The 24,758-nt window shown below is 59.8% G+C and carries 25 protein-coding genes; 6 read left to right on the forward strand and 19 right to left on the reverse strand.

Features of this window, described 5'->3' with window-relative positions; all coding sequences use genetic code 11:
• A partial coding sequence (gene menD / locus CS919_RS04435) for a 2-succinyl-5-enolpyruvyl-6-hydroxy-3-cyclohexene-1-carboxylic-acid synthase (RefSeq protein WP_234990813.1) occupies nt 1-1,386 on the reverse strand: 1,386 nt, incomplete at its 3' end.
• A 62-nt stretch (nt 1,387-1,448) separates the two neighbouring features.
• Nucleotides 1,449-2,516 (reverse strand): o-succinylbenzoate synthase, encoded by a 1,068-nt coding sequence (locus CS919_RS04440; RefSeq protein ID WP_234990814.1) that lies wholly within the window; start codon nt 2,514-2,516, stop codon nt 1,449-1,451.
• A gap of 19 nt (nt 2,517-2,535) precedes the next feature.
• Here CS919_RS04440 and CS919_RS04445 point away from each other — a divergent pair, with 19 nt between their 5' ends.
• Nucleotides 2,536-3,480 carry a 1,4-dihydroxy-2-naphthoyl-CoA synthase gene (locus tag CS919_RS04445; RefSeq protein WP_099298306.1) on the forward strand — a complete coding sequence of 315 codons (945 nt, stop codon included), beginning with the start codon at nt 2,536-2,538 and terminating at the stop codon, nt 3,478-3,480.
• A gap of 131 nt (nt 3,481-3,611) precedes the next feature.
• Here the strand turns inward: CS919_RS04445 and CS919_RS04450 are convergent, their stop codons facing one another.
• Nucleotides 3,612-4,994, reverse strand: coding sequence for an NAD-dependent succinate-semialdehyde dehydrogenase (locus tag CS919_RS04450; protein WP_099298307.1), 1,383 nt, complete (start codon nt 4,992-4,994; stop codon nt 3,612-3,614).
• Nucleotides 4,995-5,318: 324 nt separating this feature from the next.
• Between CS919_RS04450 and CS919_RS04455 the strand changes: the two genes are divergently transcribed.
• Genes CS919_RS04455 through CS919_RS04465 form a run of 3 tightly spaced genes read left to right on the forward strand, consistent with a single transcriptional unit; the run spans nt 5,319 to nt 8,027 of the window.
• A complete protein-coding gene (locus CS919_RS04455) occupies nt 5,319-5,738 on the forward strand; it encodes a hypothetical protein (protein WP_099298308.1) in 420 nt (139 codons plus the stop codon).
• 32 nt (nt 5,739-5,770) lie between these two features.
• Complete coding sequence (locus tag CS919_RS04460) at nt 5,771-7,081, forward strand: AMP-binding protein (RefSeq protein ID WP_099298309.1); 1,311 nt, start codon at nt 5,771-5,773, stop codon at nt 7,079-7,081.
• A gap of 58 nt (nt 7,082-7,139) precedes the next feature.
• Entirely contained in the window at nt 7,140-8,027 is an 888-nt protein-coding gene (locus tag CS919_RS04465) for a 1,4-dihydroxy-2-naphthoate polyprenyltransferase (RefSeq protein WP_099298310.1), read from the forward strand.
• Nucleotides 8,028-8,087: 60 nt separating this feature from the next.
• Here the strand turns inward: CS919_RS04465 and CS919_RS04470 are convergent, their stop codons facing one another.
• Nucleotides 8,088-8,492 carry a DUF4229 domain-containing protein gene (locus CS919_RS04470; protein ID WP_234990815.1) on the reverse strand — a complete coding sequence of 135 codons (405 nt, stop codon included), beginning with the start codon at nt 8,490-8,492 and terminating at the stop codon, nt 8,088-8,090.
• A 150-nt stretch (nt 8,493-8,642) separates the two neighbouring features.
• Between CS919_RS04470 and CS919_RS04475 the strand changes: the two genes are divergently transcribed.
• Nucleotides 8,643-9,041, forward strand: a complete 399-nt coding sequence (locus tag CS919_RS04475) for a hypothetical protein (protein ID WP_099298312.1) — start codon at nt 8,643-8,645, stop codon at nt 9,039-9,041.
• Nucleotides 9,042-9,763: 722 nt separating this feature from the next.
• Here the strand turns inward: CS919_RS04475 and CS919_RS10760 are convergent.
• The 9 genes from CS919_RS10760 to CS919_RS04520 all read right to left on the reverse strand — a co-directional run bounded on the left by CS919_RS10760 (nt 9,764) and on the right by CS919_RS04520 (nt 16,966).
• A complete protein-coding gene (locus CS919_RS10760) occupies nt 9,764-9,841 on the reverse strand; it encodes a helix-turn-helix domain-containing protein (RefSeq protein WP_200818346.1) in 78 nt (25 codons plus the stop codon).
• Nucleotides 9,842-9,865: 24 nt separating this feature from the next.
• Nucleotides 9,866-10,054: a recombinase family protein gene (locus tag CS919_RS10765; RefSeq protein ID WP_234990840.1), complete on the reverse strand. Its 189-nt coding sequence runs from the start codon at nt 10,052-10,054 to the stop codon at nt 9,866-9,868.
• Between the two features lie 272 nt (nt 10,055-10,326).
• Nucleotides 10,327-11,451, reverse strand: coding sequence for an aminoglycoside phosphotransferase family protein (locus tag CS919_RS04490; protein WP_234990816.1), 1,125 nt, complete (start codon nt 11,449-11,451; stop codon nt 10,327-10,329).
• 3 nt (nt 11,452-11,454) lie between these two features.
• The gene (gene rfbA / locus CS919_RS04495) at nt 11,455-12,327 is read right to left on the reverse strand and encodes a glucose-1-phosphate thymidylyltransferase RfbA (RefSeq protein WP_099298314.1); all 873 of its coding nucleotides are present in this window, start codon (nt 12,325-12,327) and stop codon (nt 11,455-11,457) included.
• Nucleotides 12,324-13,025 carry a dTDP-4-dehydrorhamnose 3,5-epimerase gene (rfbC, locus tag CS919_RS04500; protein WP_099298315.1) on the reverse strand — a complete coding sequence of 234 codons (702 nt, stop codon included), beginning with the start codon at nt 13,023-13,025 and terminating at the stop codon, nt 12,324-12,326. Before rfbC ends, rfbA begins: the two co-directional genes overlap by 4 nt.
• 45 nt (nt 13,026-13,070) lie before the next feature.
• Nucleotides 13,071-13,826 carry an iron ABC transporter ATP-binding protein gene (locus CS919_RS04505; RefSeq protein WP_099298316.1) on the reverse strand — a complete coding sequence of 252 codons (756 nt, stop codon included), beginning with the start codon at nt 13,824-13,826 and terminating at the stop codon, nt 13,071-13,073.
• Nucleotides 13,823-14,866, reverse strand: coding sequence for an iron chelate uptake ABC transporter family permease subunit (locus CS919_RS04510; RefSeq protein WP_234990841.1), 1,044 nt, complete (start codon nt 14,864-14,866; stop codon nt 13,823-13,825). The genes CS919_RS04505 and CS919_RS04510 overlap by 4 nt, the downstream gene beginning before the upstream one ends.
• A 1-nt stretch (nt 14,867) precedes the next feature.
• The gene (locus CS919_RS04515; RefSeq protein ID WP_099298318.1) at nt 14,868-15,917 is read right to left on the reverse strand and encodes an ABC transporter permease; all 1,050 of its coding nucleotides are present in this window, start codon (nt 15,915-15,917) and stop codon (nt 14,868-14,870) included.
• A 44-nt stretch (nt 15,918-15,961) separates the two neighbouring features.
• Complete coding sequence (locus CS919_RS04520) at nt 15,962-16,966, reverse strand: siderophore ABC transporter substrate-binding protein (protein ID WP_099298319.1); 1,005 nt, start codon at nt 16,964-16,966, stop codon at nt 15,962-15,964.
• Between the two features lie 216 nt (nt 16,967-17,182).
• On the opposite strand from CS919_RS04520, the gene CS919_RS04525 reads away from it, so the two are divergent.
• Entirely contained in the window at nt 17,183-18,526 is a 1,344-nt protein-coding gene (locus tag CS919_RS04525; protein ID WP_099298320.1) for an MFS transporter, read from the forward strand.
• 66 nt (nt 18,527-18,592) lie between these two features.
• Here the strand turns inward: CS919_RS04525 and rfbB are convergent, their stop codons facing one another.
• From rfbB to CS919_RS04555, 6 genes are all read right to left on the reverse strand, one after another.
• The gene (gene rfbB / locus CS919_RS04530; RefSeq protein WP_099298321.1) at nt 18,593-19,687 is read right to left on the reverse strand and encodes a dTDP-glucose 4,6-dehydratase; all 1,095 of its coding nucleotides are present in this window, start codon (nt 19,685-19,687) and stop codon (nt 18,593-18,595) included.
• Nucleotides 19,688-19,703: 16 nt separating this feature from the next.
• Nucleotides 19,704-20,786 (reverse strand): c-type cytochrome biogenesis protein CcsB, encoded by a 1,083-nt coding sequence (gene ccsB, locus CS919_RS04535; RefSeq protein WP_099298322.1) that lies wholly within the window; start codon nt 20,784-20,786, stop codon nt 19,704-19,706.
• 139 nt (nt 20,787-20,925) lie between these two features.
• A complete protein-coding gene (locus tag CS919_RS04540) occupies nt 20,926-22,605 on the reverse strand; it encodes a cytochrome c biogenesis protein ResB (RefSeq protein WP_099298323.1) in 1,680 nt (559 codons plus the stop codon).
• Nucleotides 22,606-22,629: 24 nt separating this feature from the next.
• Nucleotides 22,630-23,421 (reverse strand): cytochrome c biogenesis CcdA family protein, encoded by a 792-nt coding sequence (locus tag CS919_RS04545; protein ID WP_099298566.1) that lies wholly within the window; start codon nt 23,419-23,421, stop codon nt 22,630-22,632.
• A gap of 33 nt (nt 23,422-23,454) precedes the next feature.
• Nucleotides 23,455-24,063, reverse strand: a complete 609-nt coding sequence (locus CS919_RS04550) for a TlpA disulfide reductase family protein (RefSeq protein WP_099298324.1) — start codon at nt 24,061-24,063, stop codon at nt 23,455-23,457.
• Between the two features lie 60 nt (nt 24,064-24,123).
• Nucleotides 24,124-24,729, reverse strand: coding sequence for a histidine phosphatase family protein (locus CS919_RS04555; RefSeq protein ID WP_099298325.1), 606 nt, complete (start codon nt 24,727-24,729; stop codon nt 24,124-24,126).
• Between the last annotated feature and the right edge of the window lie 29 nt (nt 24,730-24,758).

Here is a 24,758-nt window from a genome sequence, read left to right on the forward strand (position 1 = left end):
GGCGAGGGTTCGCACGCCGTCGAAGGGCAGCCCGGCGCGGGAGACATCGCGGATCGCGGAGGAGGCACCGACCACGAAGGCGTCGCCGTCGCGCAAGCTATCGGCTACCACGGCCGCGGCGTGCATCCCGGTGAAGTGCTCTTCCACGGAAGCACCAAGCACGTCACGCACCGCATCCGCGCCCATGTCGCTGATGGCCTGACAGACTTTCGTCCATCCCGTGGGATGCTCGCCGGTGACACTGATTCCGCTGGCCACGGCGGTGATATTGCTGGCGAGGGTGAACACGCTGTCCGTCTCAGAAAGCACGATGACCTGCGCGTCCGTGGACTTCAACAGCCCCAGGACTGGGCGGTGCAGCGTGGGTCGGCCGATCACCACGACCTGCTCCGGCTGGGTCATGGCTGAGTATTCGCCCTGGCTGACCTCGCTCGCGGAGAACATCGCGGCAGCCGCGCAGTGCACAGGGAATCCGGGGGCGGGTGCCGTGGGCTCGGCGATGGTGGGCACGTGCGCGAGTTGCTCCATTACTTCGCGTGCCCACACTTCGTCGGTAATGCTGCCGGCGATCACCAGCGTGCGCTTGCTGATATCCACTGTGGTCTTGCCGTGCGGAAGCGGACGGGCAGAAGATTGCACGTTCGCGTCCGACACTGTTGCTTCCGGCACTGCCGCTTCCTGACCAGCAGCTTCCTGCCCCGCGACCTGCTGTGCGAACAGACTCAGCGCATCCGCGGACTCCGGCACCAGCGGCTCCTGCAAAGGCACGTCCAGCTGCACGCCACCGCCAGTCACGGGATCGGTTGCTGCCTGCACTGCGGCTGCGGCAGCCTCGCGCACGCGGTTCGTCAGCGCATTCTCGGCCTCCTCGGGATCCGCAGTTGCAGCGCCTGCAGCCTCCACCGCATCGGGATCGCCCGTGCTCAGTACCGCCACCGCGTGAGCCCCGAAAATCCCCACCTGCTCAATGGTCTGGTTCGCACCCGTACCAATCATCCGCAGCGGACGGTTCGCAGAGATCACCAGCAGCGGAACGTGGCTCAGCGTGGCCTCCACCATCGCGGGCAGACAGTTGGCCACCGCAGTGCCCGAAGTAGTGATAATCGGCACTGCCCGGCGCGTGGCCTTGGCCAATCCCAGCGCCAAAAAGGCGCCGGTGCGCTCGTCTGTCCGCACGTGCATGCGCAGCCGACCAGCGCGTTCCGCCTCCGCACACGCCAGCGCCAGCGCCGCCGAGCGGGATCCCGGGCACACCACCACTTCACGCACGCCGTCGCGAATCAGCTGATCCACCGTCACCACGGCGGTGGTCACGGCGGCGCTCATCCGCCCGATTTCGAGCGATTGCGGGCTGTTGGTCTCTGCTGCGTTTAGGTCTTGCTCCATCACTCTCCCCAATCTACTTCAGGCCCGAGACAACTCCTCCCGGAACATCACACCGCACCCGCTTAGAGCAGCGCGTAGCTGTTAGCCAATCGGTTCATCCACCAGTCTTTCCGCTCCCCCACCAGCGCGTATTCTTCCATCACCGCCGCGTCGGGGACCAAGTCTTTCACCTTCATGTGTCCGTCCACGATGTTTCTTTGCCCGACGTCAACAGCGAACAATCCGCCCGTCGCCAACCCTGCGGGCTGGATGGCCACCGCCATGCCATCATCGTCGTGCAACTGCGGAAGGCACGCTGCCGCATAAATGCCAGCACCCATGCCCACCGCAGTATCCAGTGCGGAGCTGATGGTCACTGCCACTCCCAGCTCGGCCACCTCGCGCGCAATGCTCAGCACGTTGTCCACTCCTTGCAGCGGCGGAACCTTGAGAACCGCCACGTCGCAAGCTCCTGCATCCACTACCTCGCGCACGGCTGCGTGCGGGTCCGCGGACTTGCGGATGGCCTCATCGGCGGCGATCCGAACGAAGAGCCCACGTCGTTGGACGTTTTTACGCACCTCCGCCAATTCGCTGACGCTCGCGCACGGTTGCTCTACGTAGTCCAGCGGCCCTCCAGCCAGCAGTGCCTCGATTGCCTCCACTGCTTCGGTCACTGTCCACCCGCCATTGGCATCCACGCGGATCATGGGGCGCTCGCCCCCATTGCCGCCGTGCCCCTGCTCCGCAAACCACGCGCGCACGGCAGCAACGCGCGCCACATCATCAGCCAATTCCTGGCCTTGTTGCGCCACCTTGACCTTTACGGTTGAACAGCCCGGGTAGCGGCGCATCAGCGCATCAATCACGTCCGCGCCGTCCTTGCGCATGTCGACGGCAGGAATAGTGGCATTCACCTCCACAGAATCCCGCACCGGGCTGGCTTGGACCCCCCCAAAACCGAAATCCACCGCGTGGCGCAGCCACCGCGCAGCCTCGTCCGCCTCGTACTCGAGGAAGGGGGACCATTCTGACCAGCGAGAAGTGGCGTCGAATAGGAGGGCCTCACGCACCTGCACCCCACGAAACGGCACCTGCAACGGCAAGGCAACGGGGTGAGCGCGATCCTGGAGCTCAGACAAAGAGATCATGACAACTAAACTGCCATACATGACTGACAAACCCTTTAATCCCACCCAATGGCGCGACGTTCCCGGATTCAACTTCACGGACATCACGTACCACCGGCACGTCGGTGAGACGCGGGCGGACGGCATCGTTCGCGTTGCGTTCGACCGCCCCGAAGTGCGCAATGCTTTCCGTCCGCACACCGTGGATGAGCTGTATCGCGCGCTGGATCACGCTCGGCGCACCCCTGATGTGGGCACTATCCTGCTGACCGGCAACGGCCCGAGCCCGAAGGACGGCGGGTGGGCGTTCTGCTCCGGTGGCGACCAGCGCATTCGCGGACGCTCTGGCTACCAGTACGCCACCGAACACAACGACGATGTGACCGGCTCGGGCGCGGAGACCGTGGACGAGACGCGCGTGAAGGCCGAAGGTGGCCGCTTGCATATTCTCGAAGTGCAGCGCCTCATCCGCACCATGCCGAAGGTGGTTATTTGCCTGGTCAACGGATGGGCAGCGGGCGGCGGACACTCGCTGCATGCGGTGTGCGACTTGACCCTGGCCAGCCGCGAACACGGCAAGTTCAAGCAGACCGACGCAGACGTGGGCTCCTTCGACGCAGGCTATGGCTCTGCGTACTTGGCCAAGCAGGTGGGACAGAAGTTCGCGCGTGAGATCTTCTTCTTGGGCGATACCTATGATGCTGAGACGATGCACCAGATGGGGGCCGTCAACCGCGTGGTGGATCACGCGGAGCTGGAGAATGTGGCCATCGAGTGGGCACGCAAGATTAATACGAAGTCCCCTACCGCGCAGCGGATGCTGAAGTTTGCGTTCAACATGACTGATGATGGGTTGATGGGTCAGCAGGTCTTCGCTGGTGAGGCGACACGTCTAGCCTACATGACTGATGAGGCAGCTGAGGGCAAGGCCGCCTTCCTTGAAAAGCGCGCGCCGGAATGGGATAGCATCCCCTACTACTACTGAGTTAGGCGTCCCTCTGCAAGGGAAATTAGCAGGGGAAGTGGTGCAGTGGGTAGCGGAAGCTTTAGCCTTTGCGATGGTTAGCCAAAAAAATCGGGTGCACCCTCGGAGCTGGGGTGCACGCGGAAGGAATTCTAGCCCTGGGCGTTAACCCGAATAAGGTGATCGTTGACAAATTCGCCGACACCCCATTCGGCCAGCTCCCGACCATAACCGGAGCGTCCCACACCACCGAACGGTAGGCCGGCAGCGGTTTCAGCATGTGAGTTGACGAAGGACATACCGACCTCTAGGCGGGCTGCGACCTCATGAGCCTTATCGAGGTCAGTTCCCCACACAGACCCGGACAGCCCATATTCTGAGTTATTGGCGATTTCGAGCGCATGCTCCACATCTGATGCCTTGTAGAGGCAGGCTACTGGACCAAAGATCTCGTTGCAGCCCAAGTCAGACTCGGGATCCACATCAGTGAGGAGCGTAGCCTCCATGTACGCACCGGCTCGATCCACAGCAGAACCACCTACGGCGACACGAGCCCAGCCCTTCTTAACGCCCTCGGCGATGCGCTCCACCAAGTCATCGCGAGCACCAATCGAGGAAAGTGGGCCCATATCAGCAGAATCATCATCGAAGGGACCCGGCTTAACTGCCTGGATCTTTTCGGTGAGGGATTCCATGGCCTTGTCATAGAAATCTTCCATGACAATCAAGCGCTTGGGAGCGTTGCATGACTGGCCAGCGTTAAACATACGCAGAGCTACATACTGATCCAATACCCAATCCAGATTCTCGTCATCGAGTACGATGAATGGATCGTTGCCACCGAGCTCCAACAGTGACTTCTTGTAGTGCTCGCCTGCGGTCTTCGCTACTGCAGCTCCAGCTTCTTCCGAACCCGTGAGGGACACGCCGGACACGCGAGGGTCTGCAACGAAGGCATCCATCTGAGATCCTGAGGCGTAGATGTTCTGGAAAACACCCTGCGGTAAGCCAGCCTCCTCCAAGAGGTCCTGGCAGGCCTGCGAGGACAGCGGGCAAATCGACGCGTGCTTGAGAACCAAGGTATTGCCCAACAGCAGGTTCGGCGCTGCCCAACGAGCTACCTGGTAGTACGGAAAATTCCATGGCATAACCCCGAGGAGTACGCCTAGGGGATCCTTACGCACGTAAGTTTGCAGCGCTCCTTGAGAGGCGAGGGGCTTGTCTGCAAGGAGCTCATGGGCATGCTCTGCATACCATTCGTAAATTTCCCAGGTGGTCTGTAGCTCGTCCTTGGCTTGGGCAGTGGGCTTACCCATTTCGCGTCCAATGTATTCGGCCAACTCGTCCTGGCGATCACGGTACAACTGAGCCGTCTTGCTTAGAACCTTTGCGCGCTGCTCGATGGGAGCCTGGCGCCAACTGGCGAAGGCTTCCTTCGCACGGTCCAAGATCGCATCACGATCAGAATCATTGATTCGGTTGAACTCTTCTTCGGTTTTTCCGTTGTTTGGGTTTTGAACGTTAAAAGTGGACATACCTCCTGCTTACTCCCTATTCCTCACACTCGCAACGGATCCCGAAGGCAGCATCCGGAACGGAACCAGAAGACCTCCTCGCGGATTCACGCCACGCGCTGGTAGTTCCACTCCCATTTGCAGGTCTGCAAAGCTTCCCGGATACTTAGTAATTTGAAATTTCAATGCTTGCCCAACACCAATACTTGAAAACTCCCACTAATTTGCTAGACTCCCTACTAGAGCAAGCCAGATAGATAGTTGGTGGAAAATATTCAATCTGCTCGCGATTTTAGGAAAGATCAAAACCCGCAATTACCTACATCACGGGAGGGAGCTCAACCCATGTTCGCACTCATGAACCGACTTGTTGGACAGGTATTGAAACGCAATGTTCCGGAGGCGCCAGTCCGCTTCCACGAACCCTCCAACCGTCGCGTGATCAATCGTCAGCCTTCGCTGGCCGCCGCAGCCTCCCGCATTGAACTGCCGGATGGAACCTGGCTGCCCGCCAACGAGCACGAGCTCGCCCGCTACTTCAAGGCAGAGGCGGACCTCGCCACCCCATCGCTGAATGCCTTGGATCGGCGCAGCCCGTCCTACCTGGACATCGTCAGCTACCTCATCGATACCGGCCGCACGCCTGCGACCAGCATGGATATCCAGGAAGCTTTCGTCGCCATCCACAAGCGCGTGCCCGGCCCCATCGAGTTGGAAACCATGCGCGATCAGCTCGATGATTTTGGCCTCTACCTCAGGGAATAGCCCCTCTCAGGCACCCACTAGACTCTGCAAGCATGAGCATCGCGTTAGACACCGCCACAGCAGATCCCCGAAACTTGTACCCGTTCGTGGCGGTTTTGCGCGAAATGATGAGGGGCTTGGCGTCCATCCTGCCGCTACCTCCGGCCCACTCCCCAGCACAACAGCACGCAAACACCCAGCTCAGCGAGGCTATGCGCGTGGACGAACCCATCACAGCGGGGACATTGATCGCGTGCACGTCCGGGTCCACAGGCACGCCCAAAGGTGCGATGTTGACCGCGGACAACCTGCGTGCATCTGCCGATGCCACGGCGGAGTTACTCGCGGATAAGTTTGGCCCGCAGACCGTGCCCGGAGCGTGGCTGCTGACCGTGCCGCCGCACCACATTGCTGGTTTGCAGGTGATCTTGCGGAGTCTCGCTGCGGGTTTTGAGCCGCTGGTCGCGCGCCATCTCCAAGACGAGGCGAGCTTCTCTGCGGCCGGGTTCATCGCGGACACGGAGCAACTGCGCGCCACCTATCCGGAGGCCTGCCTTTACACCTCTTTGGTTCCTGCCCAACTGGAACGCATCGCTGCAAATCCACAGGCTGTCGACGCTCTGATTAGCTACTCGGCCGTATTGGTGGGCGGGGCGGCAGCGCGCGGGGATCTGCTCGCGGAACTGCGCGAAGCTGGCGCTCGCCTGGTCACCACGTATGGCTCCAGCGAGACCGCCGGTGGTGCGGTATATGACGGCCGTGCGCTGCCGGGTGTTCGTCTTTTTGTCGACGCCACACTCCCCGACCAACCCGGCCGAATTCATATCCTCGGACCCGTGGTGGCCTCGGGCTACCGCAACGTGGATTCCGCAGAAGCCTTCCCCTCTCCCGGCACGTTTGTCACCTCTGACCTCGGCAGGCTGAATAACGGCACGCTAGAAGTCCTCGGCCGCGCGGATGGCGCTATCAACTCCGGCGGGTACAAGATCCTGCCCGAGAAGGTGGAGCGCCTCATCTCCTCCCATCTCCGCTCCGCCACATGCACTTCCGCTACCGGCCAGCCACAGCAGCTGACATTCAGCGGCGCGGTGTGCGCGGTGGGCATCCCTCATCCGGAACTTGGCCAAGCCATTGGTATTGCCATCGAGTCACACGAGGCCCCCGCACCCACGGACATCACCGATGACGTGCGCAACCAGCTCCGCGGCGCACCACAAGACGAAAGCCAAGCACCCATCCCTCGCTACCTCATCCCCACCATGGCGATTGCCCTGCCGGAACTGCCGCTGATCGGCCCCGGCAAGGTGGATCGCCGCGCTATCGCTGACCTGCTTATTGAGCGCATCACCCCCGGGCTAAAGTAGGAGTATTACCAGTCCCACGCCGGGCCCGCTCGTTTTTAGCAGAGAGATCAAATCCACGATGACACACACTTCCCATCCCAGCGCTTCCGCCGCGCAGTGGTTGGAGGGCGCACGCCCGCACACGTGGGCTAATGCTATCTCCCCTGTTCTTGCTGGTACCGCCGCCGCGCAACTAGCCGGAGGCGCCAACTTCTTCCACGCGTTCCTGGCCCTGGTGGTCTCTTTGGCGCTGATCATCGGTGTGAATTACGCCAACGATTACTCCGATGGAATCCGCGGCACTGATGAGGATCGCTCGGGTCCACTGCGACTGACGGGCAGCGGCTTGGTGGAGCCGTCCAAGGTGAAGTACGCGGCGTTCGCTAGCTTCACTGTCGCGGGTATCGCGGGCATTGTCTTGAGCCTGCTAAGCGCGTGGTGGTTCATCCTCATCGGCGCGTTGTGCATCCTCGGTGCGTGGTTTTATACCGGCGGAAAAAACCCTTATGGCTACCGCGGTTTGGGCGAGGTCGCGGTGTTTATTTTCTTCGGCCTGGTCGCGGTTCTGGGCACGGAGTTCACCCAGGCTGGACGTGTCTCCTGGGTGGGCCTCGCGTTGGCTGTGACCATCGGCGCCCTGTCCAGTTCCGTGAATCTCGCGAATAATTTGCGAGACATCCCCACCGATAGCGAGACCGGCAAGATCACCTTGGCCGTCCGCCTCGGGGATCGCCGCACGCGCGTGCTGTGGCAGGCGCTTGTCGCCACCGCTGTGGTGCTCACGATTGCGGTGGGTGTGGTTCATCCACTCATGCTGATCGCCCTGGCGGCAGGCATTTTCTGGTTCAACGCGGCGCGCATCATCCGTGCGGGAGTCCAAGGCCGCGGCCTGATCCCCGTGCTCGGCATCACCGGCCGTGGAATGCTGATATGGGCACTGATCGTTGCTGTGGTTTCATTCGTCTAGCCCTTTGCTCTCTGACGCCACACTCCCCGTCGTCGTAAGCTCCCCCGCCCCCGAGGACTCTTAACCCAAGCGCTCTTCCAGTTGCTTGCGCATCTGCAGCTTGTGGGCTCGCCGGCCAGCATCCCAATTCGAGATGTGCTTAGTAGCGCGCAGTCGCAGGTTCTTGAACAGAACCATCGATAACGGAAGTGCCAGCAGTAGCGCGAGCATCGCGCTGATCAGCAGCGGGAAGAAGCTGGCCATACCCAGCAGGATCACGATGGAGTGGATCAGGAACGTCAGCGCCAAGAACAGCACGATGCGCCACAGGCCGTAGAGCGCGATGTCTCGCACGGCTTTTCCGCCCAGCTTTGGCTTACCGATGGGCTCAGCCTGAGCACTGCCGACCCGCGCACCGACAGCCGAATCCTCCCGTAGATCTTCCGCAGCAGCGTTCACTTCAGCATGTTGATCATCTTTACTCACGCTCTACAGAGTAGTTTCGGTGCGGCTGTTCTGGCGAATCTCTCCGTGGGGCAAAGTCATCGAACAATCTTTGCAGCTCACCCCATGAGGCCGTGGGGATCACTTACGATGGAATGAAGTAGTTTTTGCGTCGGAAAGGACATTGAACCCGTGGGCCGTCTGGTCATTTTGCTCCTCATCATCGTGACGATCGTTGTGCTGTGGAAGGCTTTCGGTCCTGGTTCCGGTGTGCGACGCAGCTCCGACCGCGGTTCGGGACAGTGGTCGGGATTGCGGGGGCGCGGCCAGAAGCAGGTGGACTCCACCCCAGCTGGACCCGATGACGATCCGGACTTTCTATGGAACATCCGAAAGGAACGTTTCAAGCAACGTCGTGAGGCCGAGCGCGAGGAGGAGCTGCGCATTCAACGTGCCCGACGCAGGCAAGAGCTGGAAGACAAGGCGCGCGAGGAAAACGCGCAGAATAACCAGAAGCCCAAGGACGAAACTCAGCAAGACCCGAAGGATCAGCGCCCAGACAACGGCGCTAATTCGGAGGATGAAAACTGAGCTAGCTCTCGTCAGTTGGTCAACAGTTACCCAAGATTACTTCCCTGACTTGAGATTGGGACATCTGAGGAGGCTAACCCTCGCTACAAAACTAGGATAAGGACACTTATAACTCTTCCGAATATTGAACTTCGCTAGCCTGGCAAGCCATGTAACGATCGGCTAATCCGCGCAATTGAGCGCAAGATCAAACGGAAGCTGCCGGACGACTACGCAGAATTCTTAAAGAACACAAGTAGTGGCATAGTCAGTCTAAAAAATTGTGTTCTCGAAGATGTTTACCTGCCTTCCGAGGTAGAGCTCGGCAGCAAGCTGGACCAGATTTTCGGAAATTTCAGTGATTTTCTCTCTAAATTGCGGCCATCTCCGGGCTACAAAGAGGTCGAACGATCTCCTTACGATGGGCAAGAGGGAATACACGCCGCCTGTGAAGGCCAAATCGCAGATCTTCTTGGAAGAAGTCTCAAACCGAAGGCCCAGATTTCTACATTGATGACCTACTCCTTCACAGCTTCATTACATCTAAAGGTTGGTCGGCGGTTCAATTTTTTGATGCAGTCATCAATGAATGGTGGAAAAGCCGAACTGAAGTTGGCGTCCTAATAGAAACCCCCCACGGATTTAAACTAAGTGAAGAGTACGTTAGAGGAACCGTGAATTTATTTAGTTAACATCACTCGATAAAATCTAAGTGTTCGCCAAAACGAACCGCAGCCCTCACTTCATCGAGCCTGCTGCAAATAGCTGTACAGCGTTGTTCGCCCCACCCCAAGACGACGTGCGACTTCCGATTTCGGCACACCAGAATCCGCCCACTCGTGCGCCTAAGTGAATTGATCATCGGTAAGCACACGGGCACGACCCTTACACACACCACGCTCTTTCGCCCGGGCAATTCCTTTTGATTGGCGCTCTCGGATGATGGAACGTTCAAACTCCGCCACCGAACCCAATAGTCCCAGCATCAATCTGGCTATTGGGGTCGAGTCCTTCGAGTAGATCTGCCCTTCCATGAGGAATTTCACCGCGCCCTCCTTTGCTAACCAGCTCGTCAACAATGGAATACATATCCATCAGTGAGCGCACGCACCGATCTATTTACGTGACGTTAAGCAGTTCTCCCGCATGGACATACCGCATCGCCTCATCAAGACCTAGCAGCTCACGCGATCCACCGCCGGCCTTATCTGTGTATTAAGTAAAGACCTTCTCCGCCTAGAGTAGCCCTATCTGACGATAAAGATTCTGATTTTTCGAACTTGCCCGGGTAAATGAAGAACCCCAACTACTCCAGCTCTACCCGCGGCGAGTGCCCTGTGCGGTAGTGATCTATCAATAGAAACACGTTGTCCCACCGCTTGAAAGCCTGTGCGCGCTCCAACAGCGGCGGTTCTGCCTCGTGGTGAGGCGCCCCAGCCTTGAGAGCTTCCTCGGAGACCATCCCGGGGAATTCCGGCGCGATGTCCGCCAAGTGTGCGTAGTCCAGTGCAGGGTCGCCGATGGTCATATCGGAAAAGTCGATCACGCCCACGCCGTCGGTGGGGCTCCACAACACGTGATCCGGAATCAGCTCGCCGTGGGTGAGGCAACGCTGCTGGTGCGGGCGACGAATCAGGCTCTCTACTTCAGCAAAAATTTCCCGAACGGTTGCCATCTCTCGAGCACTCAGATTTGGCTCCAGGTAGACAGGGGCGCGCCGCTTCATCAGCGCAAGCTTGCCAGGAAGGGAGCGAGCGGAGGTGTTGAGCTGCGCCGTTTTTTCCCCATCAGTCCACCACGATTCCACGTTGCGCACCGGCACCAAGTCCGGATCTAGGCTGCGCAGACCAGCCAGCATGCTTCCCAATTGAGTAGCAGCCCATGCTCGATCCTCGGCAGACATCGCATCCCATACCTGCCGTGTCATGGGCTCGCCGTGCACGTTGGTCTGCATGGTCAACATCAGCGGCTGATCCGTTCCGAACGTGCCGCGCACGTAGGACTGGCGTACCGTTCCTGGAACGCGCACAGCGTTGAGCTTGTGCGGATCACACACTTGGCCATGACCGAGACCACCGCTGCCACGCTGCCCATCGCCCAGGGCATCCACCGCAGAATTCACCGCCCGGACTGCGGCAAAGCGCAGCTTGGACAGCTGCGCCACCACAGCGGATTCCAGCGGAGCCTGCACGCGGTAGTCCTCGGCATAGGGCACGCGGATGACCACCGTCTCGGGGATCATGTCCGCCAGCTCGCCTTCGTGCGAACTCACCCCATGCAGTTTCACCACGGCGTGATCCATGCCCTGATCCGGCACGCTCACGGATTCCCACGTGAGGTCACGCCAGGTGCGGCTGACAAGATCTGCAAGGCTATCTGGGTGGACGCGCAGGCCGTGGGATCCCGCTTCAGGCTGATGTTGACTGGTCATGTTCTAGCGCTTACCTCGCTTCAACAAGTCTTCCAAGTAGCGGCCATAGCCACTCTTCACCAAACGCGCGGCGGCCGCTGCTAGCTCTTCATCCGAGATGTAGTCCATCCGCCACGCGACTTCCTCAGGACAGCTGACCTTCAGGCCCTGCCGCTTTTCGATGGCACGCACGAAGTCTCCGGCTGCCGCCAGATCATCCACCGTGCCCGTATCCAGCCATGCCGTGCCACGTGGCAAAACCTCCACGTGTAGCCGGTTTTCTTCCAAATAGCTGCGGTTCACATCGGTAATTTCCAGCTCGCCCCGCGCACTCGGCACCAGCGATTTAGCGATGTCCACCACATCATTGGAATAGAAGTACAACCCAGGCACAGCGAATTGAGACTTGGGTTCCTCGGGCTTTTCCTCAATGCTCAAGGCCTTGCCCTGCTCATCGAAGTCCACCACTCCATAAGCCTGTGGCTCTGCCACCCAATAGGCAAAGATGGTGCCGCCTTCTGGCTCCGCGAAGCGGCGCAACTGTGTGCCCAGACCAGCGCCGTAGAAGATGTTGTCTCCCAACACCAACGCCACGGAATCCTCGCCGATAAAGTCTTCGCCCACGATGAACGCTTCCGCCAGCCCGTTCGGCGCATCCTGCACCGCGTAGGTGATGCTCACGCCAAACTGAGAGCCGTCACCCAACAAGCGCTGAAACTGCTCCGCGTCTTCCGCGCGCGTGATCACCAAGATCTCGCGGATTCCCGCCAGCATCAGGGTGGTCAGCGGGTAGTAGATCATGGGCTTGTCGTAGACGGGAACCAGCTGCTTCGACAGCGTTTCGGTGATGGGCCATAGGCGGGAGCCCGTCCCACCAGCCAGGATGATGCCTTTCACTCGTCCGCTGCTTCTTCCCACTCATCGGCGGCGTGCAGCGCCTCCTGCCAGGCGTCGCGCAATTCCTTTTCCCATCCGCGCACGTCGTTCCACGTGGCCAAACGGTCAGTGACCGCAGACAGTTCTGGCGCTGCCGCATCTTTCTCAGATAGCACAGCCTGGTCCTGCGCGATGCCCCAGTCGATGGCGAGTGTGGCGTCGAAAGGATTGATTTCGAACTCACGCTCCGGGTTGTAGGCCTCGGTGACCAGGTAACTCACGGTGGCCTCGTCGGAGGTTGCCGTGAACCCATGCCCGACGCCAAGGGGCACGAACACACCCGCGTTATTCTCCGCATTTAACTCAATAACCACGTGCTTGCCGTAGGTTGGCGAGCCCTTGCGCACGTCGACTAGGACGTCACGCACGGATCCTGCCACGCAGGTCACGAACTTGGCCTGGCCAGGAGGAACCTCAGCCAGGTGAATTCCGCGGACCACGTTCTCCTGCGAACGCGAAAGATTCGCCTGGGCCACGTCAAAGGGGTACCCCAGATACTCGGTGAACTGCTCGGTGCGGAACCACTCGTGGAAGCTGCCGCGGTCATCCCCAAACACTCGTGGCGTGTACAGCCACGCTTCCTTGATGGGCAAAGGGGTGATGCTGCCGGGCTCGATGTCCGCGGCGGAAAAGTCCAAGGCATTCTCGCTGGAAGTCATGCCCCCTACTCTATCGACTGCCCGGGACAACGATCCGCGCACACGCTAGTGGTAGCAGGCAATCGGGCCGTGAGGGCCATCGAGGATGCTCACGGGCGTATCGAAAATTCGCGTCAGCGTCTCTTCATTCATGATGGTGCTCACCTCCGCGAACTCCACGATTTTGCCATCCTTGACGGCACAAATGTGGTCTGCGTAGCGGGCAGCGAAGTTGATATCGTGCAACACCACCAAGATGGTGCGACCGAACTCCCGCGCCGCACTCGCCAAGTGCTGCATCATCTGGACAGAGTGGGCGATGTCCAGATTGTTCAGCGGTTCATCCAGCAGCACATAGTCCGTTTCTTGGCACAGCACCATGGCCACGTAGGCGCGTTGCCGCTGGCCGCCAGAGAGCTGATCCAGGTATCGATTTTCCAGCGCGGTGAGACCCAAGAAATCGATGTACTGCGAGATGATTTCTTCGTCTCTCTTCGTCAGCCGACCCTGTGAATACGGGAACCGCCCGAAGCCGACCAGCTGGCGAACCGTGAGCTTGGTGATGAAGTGGTTTTCCTGCCGCAGGATGGACAGCACCTTGGCCAGGTCTTTCGATTTTGAATTAGCGACGTCAAACCCCGCCACATCAATGACCCCCTCATCGATGTCCAGGAGGCGACCGATCATGGTGAGCAGGGTGGACTTTCCGGCACCGTTGGGTCCAATGAATGCCGTGATGCCACCCGCGGGGATGTCCAGGCTCACCGGACCGATGCCGGTTTCCTCGCCGTACTGCTTGTAGACCTTGTCTAGAGAAATCACAGTGACCCCTTTCGCAGAAGTACCACTAAGAACAGTGCTCCACCCACCAATTCGATGATGATAGATACCGCGCCTTGAGCAGAAAAGACGTTATTCATCAGGAAATATGCCCCTGCAAGCACCACGAAACCAATGACTACGGACAGCGGGAACAGGTAGCGGTGATCCGACGTGCCCGCGAGCTGATACGTCAGGGTGGCCACCAAAAATCCGAGGAAGCTCATGGGCCCCACCAGAGCCGTAGACACAGTGATCAGCACCGTGACAAGCACCAAGACATAAATGGAAAGCGCCTGGTGGCGAAGCCCCAGATTCACTGCTGCATCCCGCCCCAACGCAAGCACGTTGAGCTTGTGGGACGAAACAATCAGCAGCACGCCGGCGCACACCACCACGGGGATAGCGATGGGATAGAAATCTGGATCTGCGTTATTGACGGAGCCGAACAACCGGGCGGTGAGCAGATCAAACTCGCTGGGTGTGAGTACGCGCTGCATGAAGGTTGATATGGAACCGAGACCCCCACCGATCACCACGCCGATGAGCAGCATTGCATGCATATTGGAGTTCTTACCGGTCAACATCCATCCGTACAGCAACAGGGCCAGACCCACCATCAGCACAATCTGGAACACAAACGTGCCCAATGTGCGCGCAGCGATCAATCCCGTGGCACCACCGATGAAAACAGTGGTGGTGTGAATGGCCACGTACAGCGCTTCGAAACCCATGATGGAGGGCGTGATAATCCGATTGTTAGTCACCGTCTGGAAACCAATGGTGGCCAGCGCATGGCAGACCGCCACTACGGCGATGGCGATCACGGAATTCAAACGGCGCTCAGCCAGAAGCCAGAACTGTGGTGTTCCCACGGGCATGGGGTTGCCGTAGGCCAGTAGCCCACCGCCGCACCCCACGGCAGCAATCAGTAAAACAATCAACAATGCCCAGTAGCGATTGCGCACGCGAACCGAGTGGAAAGCGCCAGATCGCCCCTGCGTGCGGCGAGACGTGGAGGGAGCGGAGGTGACGTCGAGCAAATTAGCCACGGTTGACCTGCTTAACAATCAAGACAACAAAGACAACCGCGCCCACAATGCCCAGCACCACGGACACGGGGATTTCAAACGGCGAAATGACTAGGCGTGCGAGGATATCGCAGGCGGTAACAATCGCGATGCCTGCCAGACCCACCCACGGCAAGTTGGAGCGCAGATCATCCCCGCGCAACATCGAGACCACGTTGGGGACGATGAGCCCGAGGAACGGCAAGTTCCCCACCACCACAGTCACCACACCCGTCGCAATGGCGATCAGCCCGGTGCCCACGAACACCACGCGCTGGTAGTTCAGTCCCACGTTGGTCGCCACATCCTCGCCAAGCCCGGCGATGGACAGGCGATCAGCAAGAAAGAATACGGCAACGACTACAAGCAAGACGATCCACAGGAATTCGTATTGTCCCTTGTAGACAGAGGTAAAGCTGCCTGCAAACCAGATGGTCAGCGATTGCAGCATGTCCGTCTGCAAGGCGAAGAAGGTGGATACGGCACTGACCACGGCGCCCAACATGATGCCGACGATTGGCACCACCAGCGACGAGCGCAAAGAGATGCGGCGGAGAATGAGGAAGAACACCATCGCTCCCACGAAGGCGGCCACCACCGCGCCGCCCATGCGGGCCAGGATCGAGGCTCCTGGGAACAGCACCATCACGGTTAGCAGTCCCAGTCCAGCCCATTCCGTGGTGCCCGTGGTGGTGGGAGATACAAAGCGGTTTTGCGTCAGCATCTGCATTACCAGCCCGGACATCGCCATGGCCGCGCCCGCCAGCACCAACGCGATGGTGCGCGGCACGCGGGTGATGCCAAACATCTCCCATCCCCGTTCGCCTTCCAGGATGCTGTACTCGCCGACCGTCAAAGACACAGCCAGCAATCCCAGCACCACGACGACGCCGATCAGCAGGTTCTTATCGAACAGCTGGGCTGCGCGGGTGGTGCGGGTAGTAGAGCTGGGCTGGTTGGCTGTGGCGGTGGTGCTGTTGCTGGCGCTGCTTGCAGTACTGCTAGATGAGCGGGCTGAATGCATTGAGAATCCGAAAAGAACGAGGGCGGGAAGGTCAGCGAGCTCCGTTAAGCGCTGTGCTTTTCGAAGGCGTCCGCCAGGTTGTTGAGAACTTCGGTGTACGTGATGATGTTTTCGTTGGTGTAGGTATCAACCGGTGCGAATATGATCTGCTGATCCTGGACAGCCTGGACGTCGCGTAGGGCTTCGTTGTTCTTAATCACATCCTGTGCGGGCATGTACTCGGGCTTGTCGGCCTCGCTGATGGCGCCGTCACGGTCCATAACCAGCATCCACGCTGGGTTAGCCTCCGCAATCGCTTCCACGGAGATGTCATCTCCTGTGTCACTGGTGGAGGATTCGTCCACCTCTAGTGCAGGTTTGAGCTCCAACCAGTCAAAGATTGGGCCCCAGAAGCGGCCCTTGGATGGAGCCACATAGCCGATTTCTCCACCGGAGACGTTCAGACCCATCACGGAAGACTGCCCGTCGTATCCCTGCTTGGCACGTTCCAAAGCATCTTGGAAGTCATCGACCAGCCGCTGTGCTTCGTCTTGCTTGCCGAAGATCTCTCCCAGCGCGGTGGTGTGGCGGATGAGCTCTTGATCCATGGGCTCTCCGTCCCGTGGTTCCAAATCCACGATGGCCGCATCTGGGTTCAGGGTGCGGATATCTTCATAGTGCTGTGCAAAGCGCTGGCCGTTGACGATGAGATCCGGCTGGGCAGCAACCAGGGCCTCAAGGTCCGGTTCGCGGTGATTGCCGATATCCACGATGTCTTCGTTGTTCTTGTAGTTATCCACGGTTCGCGGGACGATCGGCTTGGGCGCAGCTACGAGGTTCACTCCCCACTGGTCAAGGATTTCAAAGCTACGGTTATCCGTAGCCACTACAGCAGCTGGCGAGACCGGAACCGTCTGCGTTCCATGATTGTCCTGCACTTCAACAGTCTGATCCGCAGTGTCAGAGGAGTTGCTGCTATCTGCGGAGTCCTGCCCGGTAGATGAGCACCCTGCCAAAGCTAGGCTGGAGGCTAGAATAGTTGCTACAAGTATGAAGCGCTTATGTGCCATGGTGAGTTGTTGATCCTTTGAAAGTGAACCTAGTAACTGGAAACGTCAGGTGATCATCAGCTGATCTTTACTCATCTCCGAACGAGTAAGTATGCGCTAACCTTACCTAGGTAATGCTAACTTGGGAAATTCTCACCATACGCTGGCCTTTTCCTGCTCTTCGAGATTTTTCCATTTTTATTACAACTTGATACAGCCCTGATAAATTCACTAGTCATGTCTGCATCACCCAACGCGCCTTCTGCCCCGCACTCGGCGTCCGCCCCACTTTCTGCGCCCGCTCGCAAGCGCGAAGAACGCAAGATCCTGGCAGCCACGCTGGTAGGAACCACCATCGAGTGGTACGACTTCTTCATTTACGCCCAGGCCGCCGGTCTTGTTTTCGGCGCGCAGTTCTTCGCACCTGCCACCTCCGATAACGAGGCCCTCGCCCAAATCGTCTCTTGGGCCACGCTGGGCATCAGCTTCCTGTTCCGCCCACTGGGCGCAGCTATCGCTGGCCACCTTGGCGATCGCTATGGACGCAAGCGGATTCTGGCTCTGACCCTTGTCCTCATGGGCATGGCCACGGCCCTGATCGGACTTCTACCTACCCACGCCGCCATCGGCATGGCCGCCCCAATTCTGCTGATTGTCCTGCGCATCATCCAGGGATTCTCCGCCGGTGGCGAGTGGGGCGGCGCTGCCCTGCTGGCCGTCGAGCACGCTCCGAATGGCAAGCGCGGCCTCTACGGCTCCTACCCACAGATCGGCGTGCCCTTGGGCTTGGGTGCGGCCACGGCCGTATTGCTGCTGCTCACCGCCGCATTCGGCAAGGAAGCATACATTGACTGGGCATGGCGCATCCCGTTCCTGTTCTCCGTGGTCTTGGTCATCGTAGGTGCCATCGTCCGCTCCCGCGTCTCCGAGTCCCCGATCTTCCAGGAGATCCAGGAGCGCGCCGACGAGTCCTCCGCACCCTTGCGCGACCTCCTACGCACTCACACCGGCACGGTTCTGAAGGCCGCGTTCATCTTCGCCGCCAATAACGCCTGCGGTTACATGATCATCGCCTTCATGGGCTCCTACGCAGCAAAGAAGCTGGGTCTGCCGCAAACCGAGGTCTTCCTCGCTGTCATCATCGCGGCTATCCTCTGGGCAGTGCTGACCTTCTGGTCCGGCTCCCTGTCAGACAAGATCGGCCGCACCCAGACCTTCGCCATCGGCTACATCCTGCTGTTCGTCCTGACCATCCCCGTATGGATGCTCATCGATCGCGCCAACATCTGGATGTTCGGCCTGGCCCTTCTGCTCTTCGTTCCTGGTCTGGCGCTGAGCTACGGCCCGCAGTCCGCGATGTATGCCGAAATGTTCCCCCGTTCCGTGCGCTTCTCCGGCGTCTCCGTGGGTTATGCCCTCGGCGCGATCATCGGCGGCGCATTCGCCCCCATGATCGCCGAGCTGCTGCTGGAAAGCTACGGCGGAACGTGGGCCATCGGCATCTACTTGATGTCCCTGTGTGCCATCTCCCTGATCGCCCTGGCGGTCACGCCAAGCGACCTCCACAAGCGCGAACTCTAAGTTCAGCGCAGGGTAGGACAAGCCCGGCACCGGTGCGCTATGCACTGGTCGCCGGGCGTTCGTGTTTTACAGCGGCCGTTCAGTGGCGCGGTATTTTTCTTCCGACGCCACCTTCGCATCTTCCCACCACTGCCGATTATCCCGATACCACTGCACCGTGGCCGCGAGTCCCGCAGCAAAGTCCGTATAGGCAGGAGCCCACCCCAGCTCCTGAATACTGGACGGGTCAATGGCGTAACGCCGGTCATGCCCCGGACGGTCCGTGACGTGGATGAAATCATCCGCAGGGCGATCGAAAATCCGCAGGAGATCGGTCACCACCTGGAGGTTACTGCGCTCGCCATCAGCGCCGATCAGATACGTTTGCCCCAGCTCGCCGCGCTCAATGATCGCCCACACAGCATCGTTGTGGTCATCCACATGAATCCAGTCCCGCACGTTGTGGCCAGCACCGTACAGGCGTGGCTTGTGCCCATCAATAAGGCCGGTGATCTGCCGGGGGATGAACTTCTCTGGGTGCTGGCGTGGCCCGTAATTGTTGGAGCAGTTGGAGATGGTGGCACGCAATCCGAGGGAGCGCACGAACGCGCGGATGAAATGATCCGCGCTGGCCTTCGAAGCGGAATAGGGTGAAGACGGAGCGTAAGGAGTCTCCCGCGTGAAACGCTGCGGATCATCCAGGGCTAAGTCTCCGAAGACCTCGTCCGTGGACACATGGTGCAAGTGCACATCGTGCTTGACCGCCGCAGTGGCCAGATTGACCGTGCCCTCCACATTGGTGCGCGCAAAGATTCCCGGATCCAACAGGGAGTTATCGTTATGGCTCTCCGCCGCAAAATGCACGATCGCCACAGCACCATTGTCCGCGGCACGCGCCAGGCTGGCCACGGCCTGATCCACCACGTCAGCGTCCGCAATGTCACCGCGGGTGAAGTGGAAACGTCCGGGAAAAGCCTGCTCCAGGGGGAGTGTGGCGTCGGAAAGAAAATTGGCCGGCTGCGCCGCGTACGTCATCGCATCGAGCACATGAACGTGCACCTCGGGCCGCGTCTGCAACGTGCGATGCACAAAATTAGAGCCGATGAATCCCGCGCCACCAGTCACCAACAGATGGGTGAATGCACGAGACTCGGCGGACTCGGGGCGCTGCTGTGGGGTCATCGGCTCCGTTATCCTGCTAGTTCAGGCCCGCGTAGGAGTGCAGACCAGAGACCACCATGTTGATGAAGAACAGGTTGAACACCATGGTGGCAAAGGCGATGACGTTAATCCACGCAGCCTTGCGACCACGCCAACCCGGGGTGGCGCGCGCATGCAAGTACACGGCGTAGAGCATCCACGTCATCAGAGACACGGTCTCCTTAGGATCCCAACCCCAGAAACGACCCCACGCGGCATCCGCCCAGATCGCGCCGAACACCACACCCAAACCGAACACGGGAAGCGCCCACACTGCAGTGCGGTACGCCAGCGAATCCAGCTTCTGCGCATCCGGCAATGGCGAAGCAATCACACCGAAAAAGCCCTTCTCTTGGCCCTTCGGCTGCCACGTACGCAGCAGGTACATCAGGGAGGAAATGCCGGACAACATGCCAATGCCCGCACCGATGGACACGGTGGAGACGTGGATCGGGAACCAACCGGACTGCAAGGATGGAACCACCGGTGCAGTATCCGCATACAGATTCGTGCCTGCGTAGAACAGCAGCGCCACCACGGGGGTCAGCAGCCACGGCCACATCACGCGCACGGACTTGCGCTGCACCACGGCAGCGGAAATCACCATGGCAAACAATGTCACCACAGTGACGTACTCAAACAGGTTGCCCCACGGGAAACGGCCCGCAGCCAAACCGCGCAGCACCACCTGCGCCGCGTGCACAGCGATGGCCAACCAGACCAGTGCTTGCGCCACCCCACCGAACTTATCCGCCCGGCGCACGCGAGCCACGATGTAATCCGCCTGCAGGTTCTTCGGCAAATCCGAATCGTCGCGCGTAGCCGGATCAATGTGGTTGGTCGAATCGGAATCATCCCCGGCGCCGGAACCCGCCCCCACGGAGACCTTGCTGCGCGTGGACGCGCCCACTCCAGCGGAGTTCAGCGCGCGGGCACGTCCCCGGCGGCTTTCCGCCGCCAAGTGCACCATGGCGTAGTGGACCAGCGAGACCGCAAGAGCCAGCAGGTAGACGATCACCGCGGCACGGAACGCATTGTCCGAAAGAGCCGCGAGGTCTTGGTCGATGATGTTGTTTCCCATGATCCTTACATTCTCACCGGCCAGGCTCCACGCATCCGCGCAGGCAGCCAACCGGTTGTCTTTGTGTCTCTCATAAAATTAGCCCTGAAGTGTGCAGCGAACAAGCCCCTACCCAGCTGGGCTCAATCTGCCCGGCCTGCTAATCCTGCTCGCCGCGGGCCCGGCTGATCGCCTCATCTAGGCCATCGTCGTAGGAATCATCCCAATCCATTGCATCGGTATCGAATTCCTCGTCCAGCTCTTCGTCATCCAGACCCAGAATCTTCTCCGCCTTGCGGTTGAACTCAGTGCCCCAGCCGGCGGAATCCGTGCGAGACAGTCCCGCGATCTCCACGCGGGTGTTGCCCTCGTCTGTCGGAGTCAGGCGCACCCAGAAGCGGCGGCGTTTGATCCGCAGCGAGCCCACCAAGCTCACCAACATCAACAGCGCAAAGCCCAGCACCCACAGCACCGTCGGATCGCGGGAGACCTGCAGGTTCACAAACTCCTGGGCGCCATCGAAGCGGATCTTTGTACCATCGTCCAGTTCCACGTCCTCGCCCTCACGCAGGTTCACGCGATCCAGCTTCTGCATGGAACCGTTGTGCAGCTGCGCCGAATCCAGCGAGAAGATGTTCTGGCTGCGCCCGGCATCCAACCCGGTATCGCCACGATAAACGTCAATCGCCACCGCAGGGTCATTCATCGCCGGAAAGCTAGAGCTCAGCAGTGCGCCATTATCGCCGGTGAACTCCGCAGTCGGGGCGAACAGACCCTGAATAGAGATTTGGTTTTGGCGTCGATCCAAAAGATCGGGGTACATGTCCGCCGGAGGATCCCAGCGCATCGCACCCGAAGACAAGAAATAGGTCAAGTCATCCGGGCGGAACTGGGTGGTCTCGGTGACCTTCTCCCCGTTCGGCCACGTGATGGTGAACGTCGGCGCGTAACCGTGACCCTGGAGGTAGACGCGATCGCCCAAAATGCGCAGCGGATGGTTCACCCGCAGTTCGTCGTGCTCCCACTGATCGGTAGGCAGCATCGCCGTCTCGGCATCGGCGTAATCGATGTTGGACTCAAAGTGCACGGCCTGGCCGTTGTCCAAGTACTCCGCGTTGAAGTCCTTGATGTTCACGCAGAACGGGGTCAGGCCGGTACCGTCGAACATCGGACCGTAGCGGAAGGAATCAAAGTTGGACACGGCCGAGTTGCAGAACTGAGAGTTCTGGCTGCCCGCCACCACGATGACCTGGCCTTCGTAGTACAGCAGACGTCCCGCGGCCACCGTAACCAAAATGCCCACCAACGCTAGGTGGAATACCAGGTTGGCGAACTCACGCAAGTAGCCCTTCTCTGCGGACAGCGACCACGCACCGGCACGGTCATCCTTGGCTTCTGTCTCATGGAAGGTCCAGCTCTTGAACTCCGTGCGCAGCGAGTCCTTGACCTTGTCCTCTGGCTGCGCCACCTCGCCCACCACGTGGTTTGGCAAACGGCTCAGTACCTTCGGCGCCCGTGGTGGCGCCGTGCGCAGTGCCTTGTAGTGATCCCACGAGCGCGGAAGGATACAGCCGATCAAAGACACGAACAGCAGCACGTAAATGGCCGCGAACCAGGTGGAGCTGAAGACATCAAACAGCTGCAGCTTGTCGAAAATCTCCGCGGTCTTGCCGTTGGCGGAAATGTACTCCGCCACCTTATCCTTGTTCAGGGAGCGCTGCGGCAACAGTGCACCAGGCACTGCGGCCAGCGCCAACAGCACCATGAGCACCAAAGCGGTCCTCATCTTGGTAAGCCATTGCCAGCCGGCCTTCGGCAAGCGCAGGATCTTTTTCATCATGTTGTTGTCCTTTTCCGACGCCGCTTAGACCGGCAATGTCGTGTCAGAAATGAAAGCGACGCGAATCCATTCCACGATCGTCGCCCACTGTCCTGTGAGAAGCAAAATTCCCACGATGATGAGCAGCGCTCCGCCGATCCTTTGGATAATCCGCGAGTGGCGGCGCAGCCAGTCCACGCCGCGCAGTGCCCGGGAGGAGCCGAACGCTACGAGGATGAAGGGAATGCCCAGTCCGAGGCAGTACGCGATGATCAGCGCCACCCCGCGGGCGGCGGTGGCCCCTTCCGTGCCAGCGGAGACAGAGATGATCGAGGCCAGAGTGGGGCCAAGACACGGGGTCCAACCCAGCGCGAAGACGCCTCCCAGCAGCGGCGCACCGGCTAGAGTGGTCCACCGCTTGGGCGCCATGCGGGTGTCCCGCTGCAGTGGGCGGATAAAGCCCATGAAGATCACGCCCATGGCGATGGTCACCACGCCACCGGCGCGCATCAACATTTCCTGGTTGATCATCAGCGTGCTGATCACTCCGAAGACGGTGACCGTGGCCAGCACAAACACCACGGTAAAGCCCAAGACGAACAGCAGCGCCGCGCTGGCGACTTGTGCTCGTTTGTCCTTGACCTTGGTTCCTTCAGCGGTGTAATCCGTGTCCGCGCCCACCACGCCAGCCAAGTAGGAGACATAGCCCGGCACCAGCGGGATCACGCAAGGAGAGGCGAAAGAAACCAATCCTGCGGCAGCGGCCGCCAGCAACGCCAGGAGAATGGGGCCAGCGGAGACGGTTTCTGCAAAGGTTTGGCCGATGTCCTGGGCCATCACAAAGGAATCCACGTAGCTATCCACCGTGATCTACGCATCCTCATTCAGGATGGGTTCCACCACGTCCCACAACTGATCCTCGGTGACTTCCTGCAGGAAGATGTGCGCCGGGCGATGCTGCTTATCCAGCACGATGGTGGTGGGAATCACCGAGGTAGGCACGCCACCCAAGGCGAGTGCAGACTTGAACGGCGGGTCGTACAGGGAGGGGTAGGTGATTCCGTTGTCTTTGACGAAGTTCTGCGCCTTCGCACGGGAAAAGTCCTTCACGTTGATGCCCAGCAGAGTGCCCTCGCCGGTCTGCTGCATGCGCTCGTGCACGCGCTGGAGATCATCGGACTCGCTGCGGCACGGACCGCACCACTGCCCCCACGAGTTCAACACCACCACTTGACCGTCGAATTCATCGAGGGACATCTCCTCATCCGTGATGAGGTTCACGCCGTTGATGTTGCCAATCTTTTCGCGATCCTCTGGGGGATAGGAAATGGACGTCTGGCCACCTGGAGAGACGAATTCAAATGTACCGCCGATGGCCACGGCGTTGCCTCCGGCGGTGTTTTCCTCACCACAAGCCACGAGGGTTCCGGCCGTGGCCACGAGGATCAGCACCGCGATGAACTTCTTGATCTCAAACATGCATACTTCCTGGTGGATGCCCCTGTTTCCAGGGGGTGCATCAAACGTTTTATCAGGCGCCTAGATCTGCTGCGCGGGCTCGCTGTAGTACAGGTCTGTCAGGTCAGCGCCGTCGAAGACCAAGGAGGTCACCGAGGCAAGCTCACACTGGCGGGCCGCTGGGTTATGAGCCAAGGACAGGCCTTGAACATCACGCTGGATCATCACGATGGGCAGTTGGTGAGAGATCAGTACGGCCTCATGTCCGCGCGCCTTGTCGCGAGCATGGTCGATGACATCCCACATGCGCTCGCAGATATCGGTGTAGTGCTCACCCCAGCTGGGCAGGGATGGATCCTTCAGCAGCGGCCAATACTTGGGGTTCCACAACGCACTGCGGGCTCCCTTGATGTGCAGGCCTTCCAACATGTTGCCGGCCTCGATGAGACGCTCATCCGTGGTGATGTCCAAGCCGAGCTTCTCAGCAAACGGCTGGGCGGTCTCCTGCGCGCGCTGTATCGGCGAGACTCCTAGGAAGGTCACATCGTGATCGGCCAGGTCCGTGGCCGTTGCGTGTGCCATGTTCCGTCCGCGCTCGGAGAGCTGGTAGCCCTCCAGACGGCCGTAGAGGATCTTCGCTGGATTATGGACCTCGCCGTGTCGAACGAGGTGAACAATCGTGGTCATGAGTATCGACCCTACCCCCTCGCTAAGCC

The organism is Corynebacterium dentalis (assembly GCF_900232865.1).
Lineage (GTDB): Bacteria > Actinomycetota > Actinomycetes > Mycobacteriales > Mycobacteriaceae > Corynebacterium > Corynebacterium dentalis.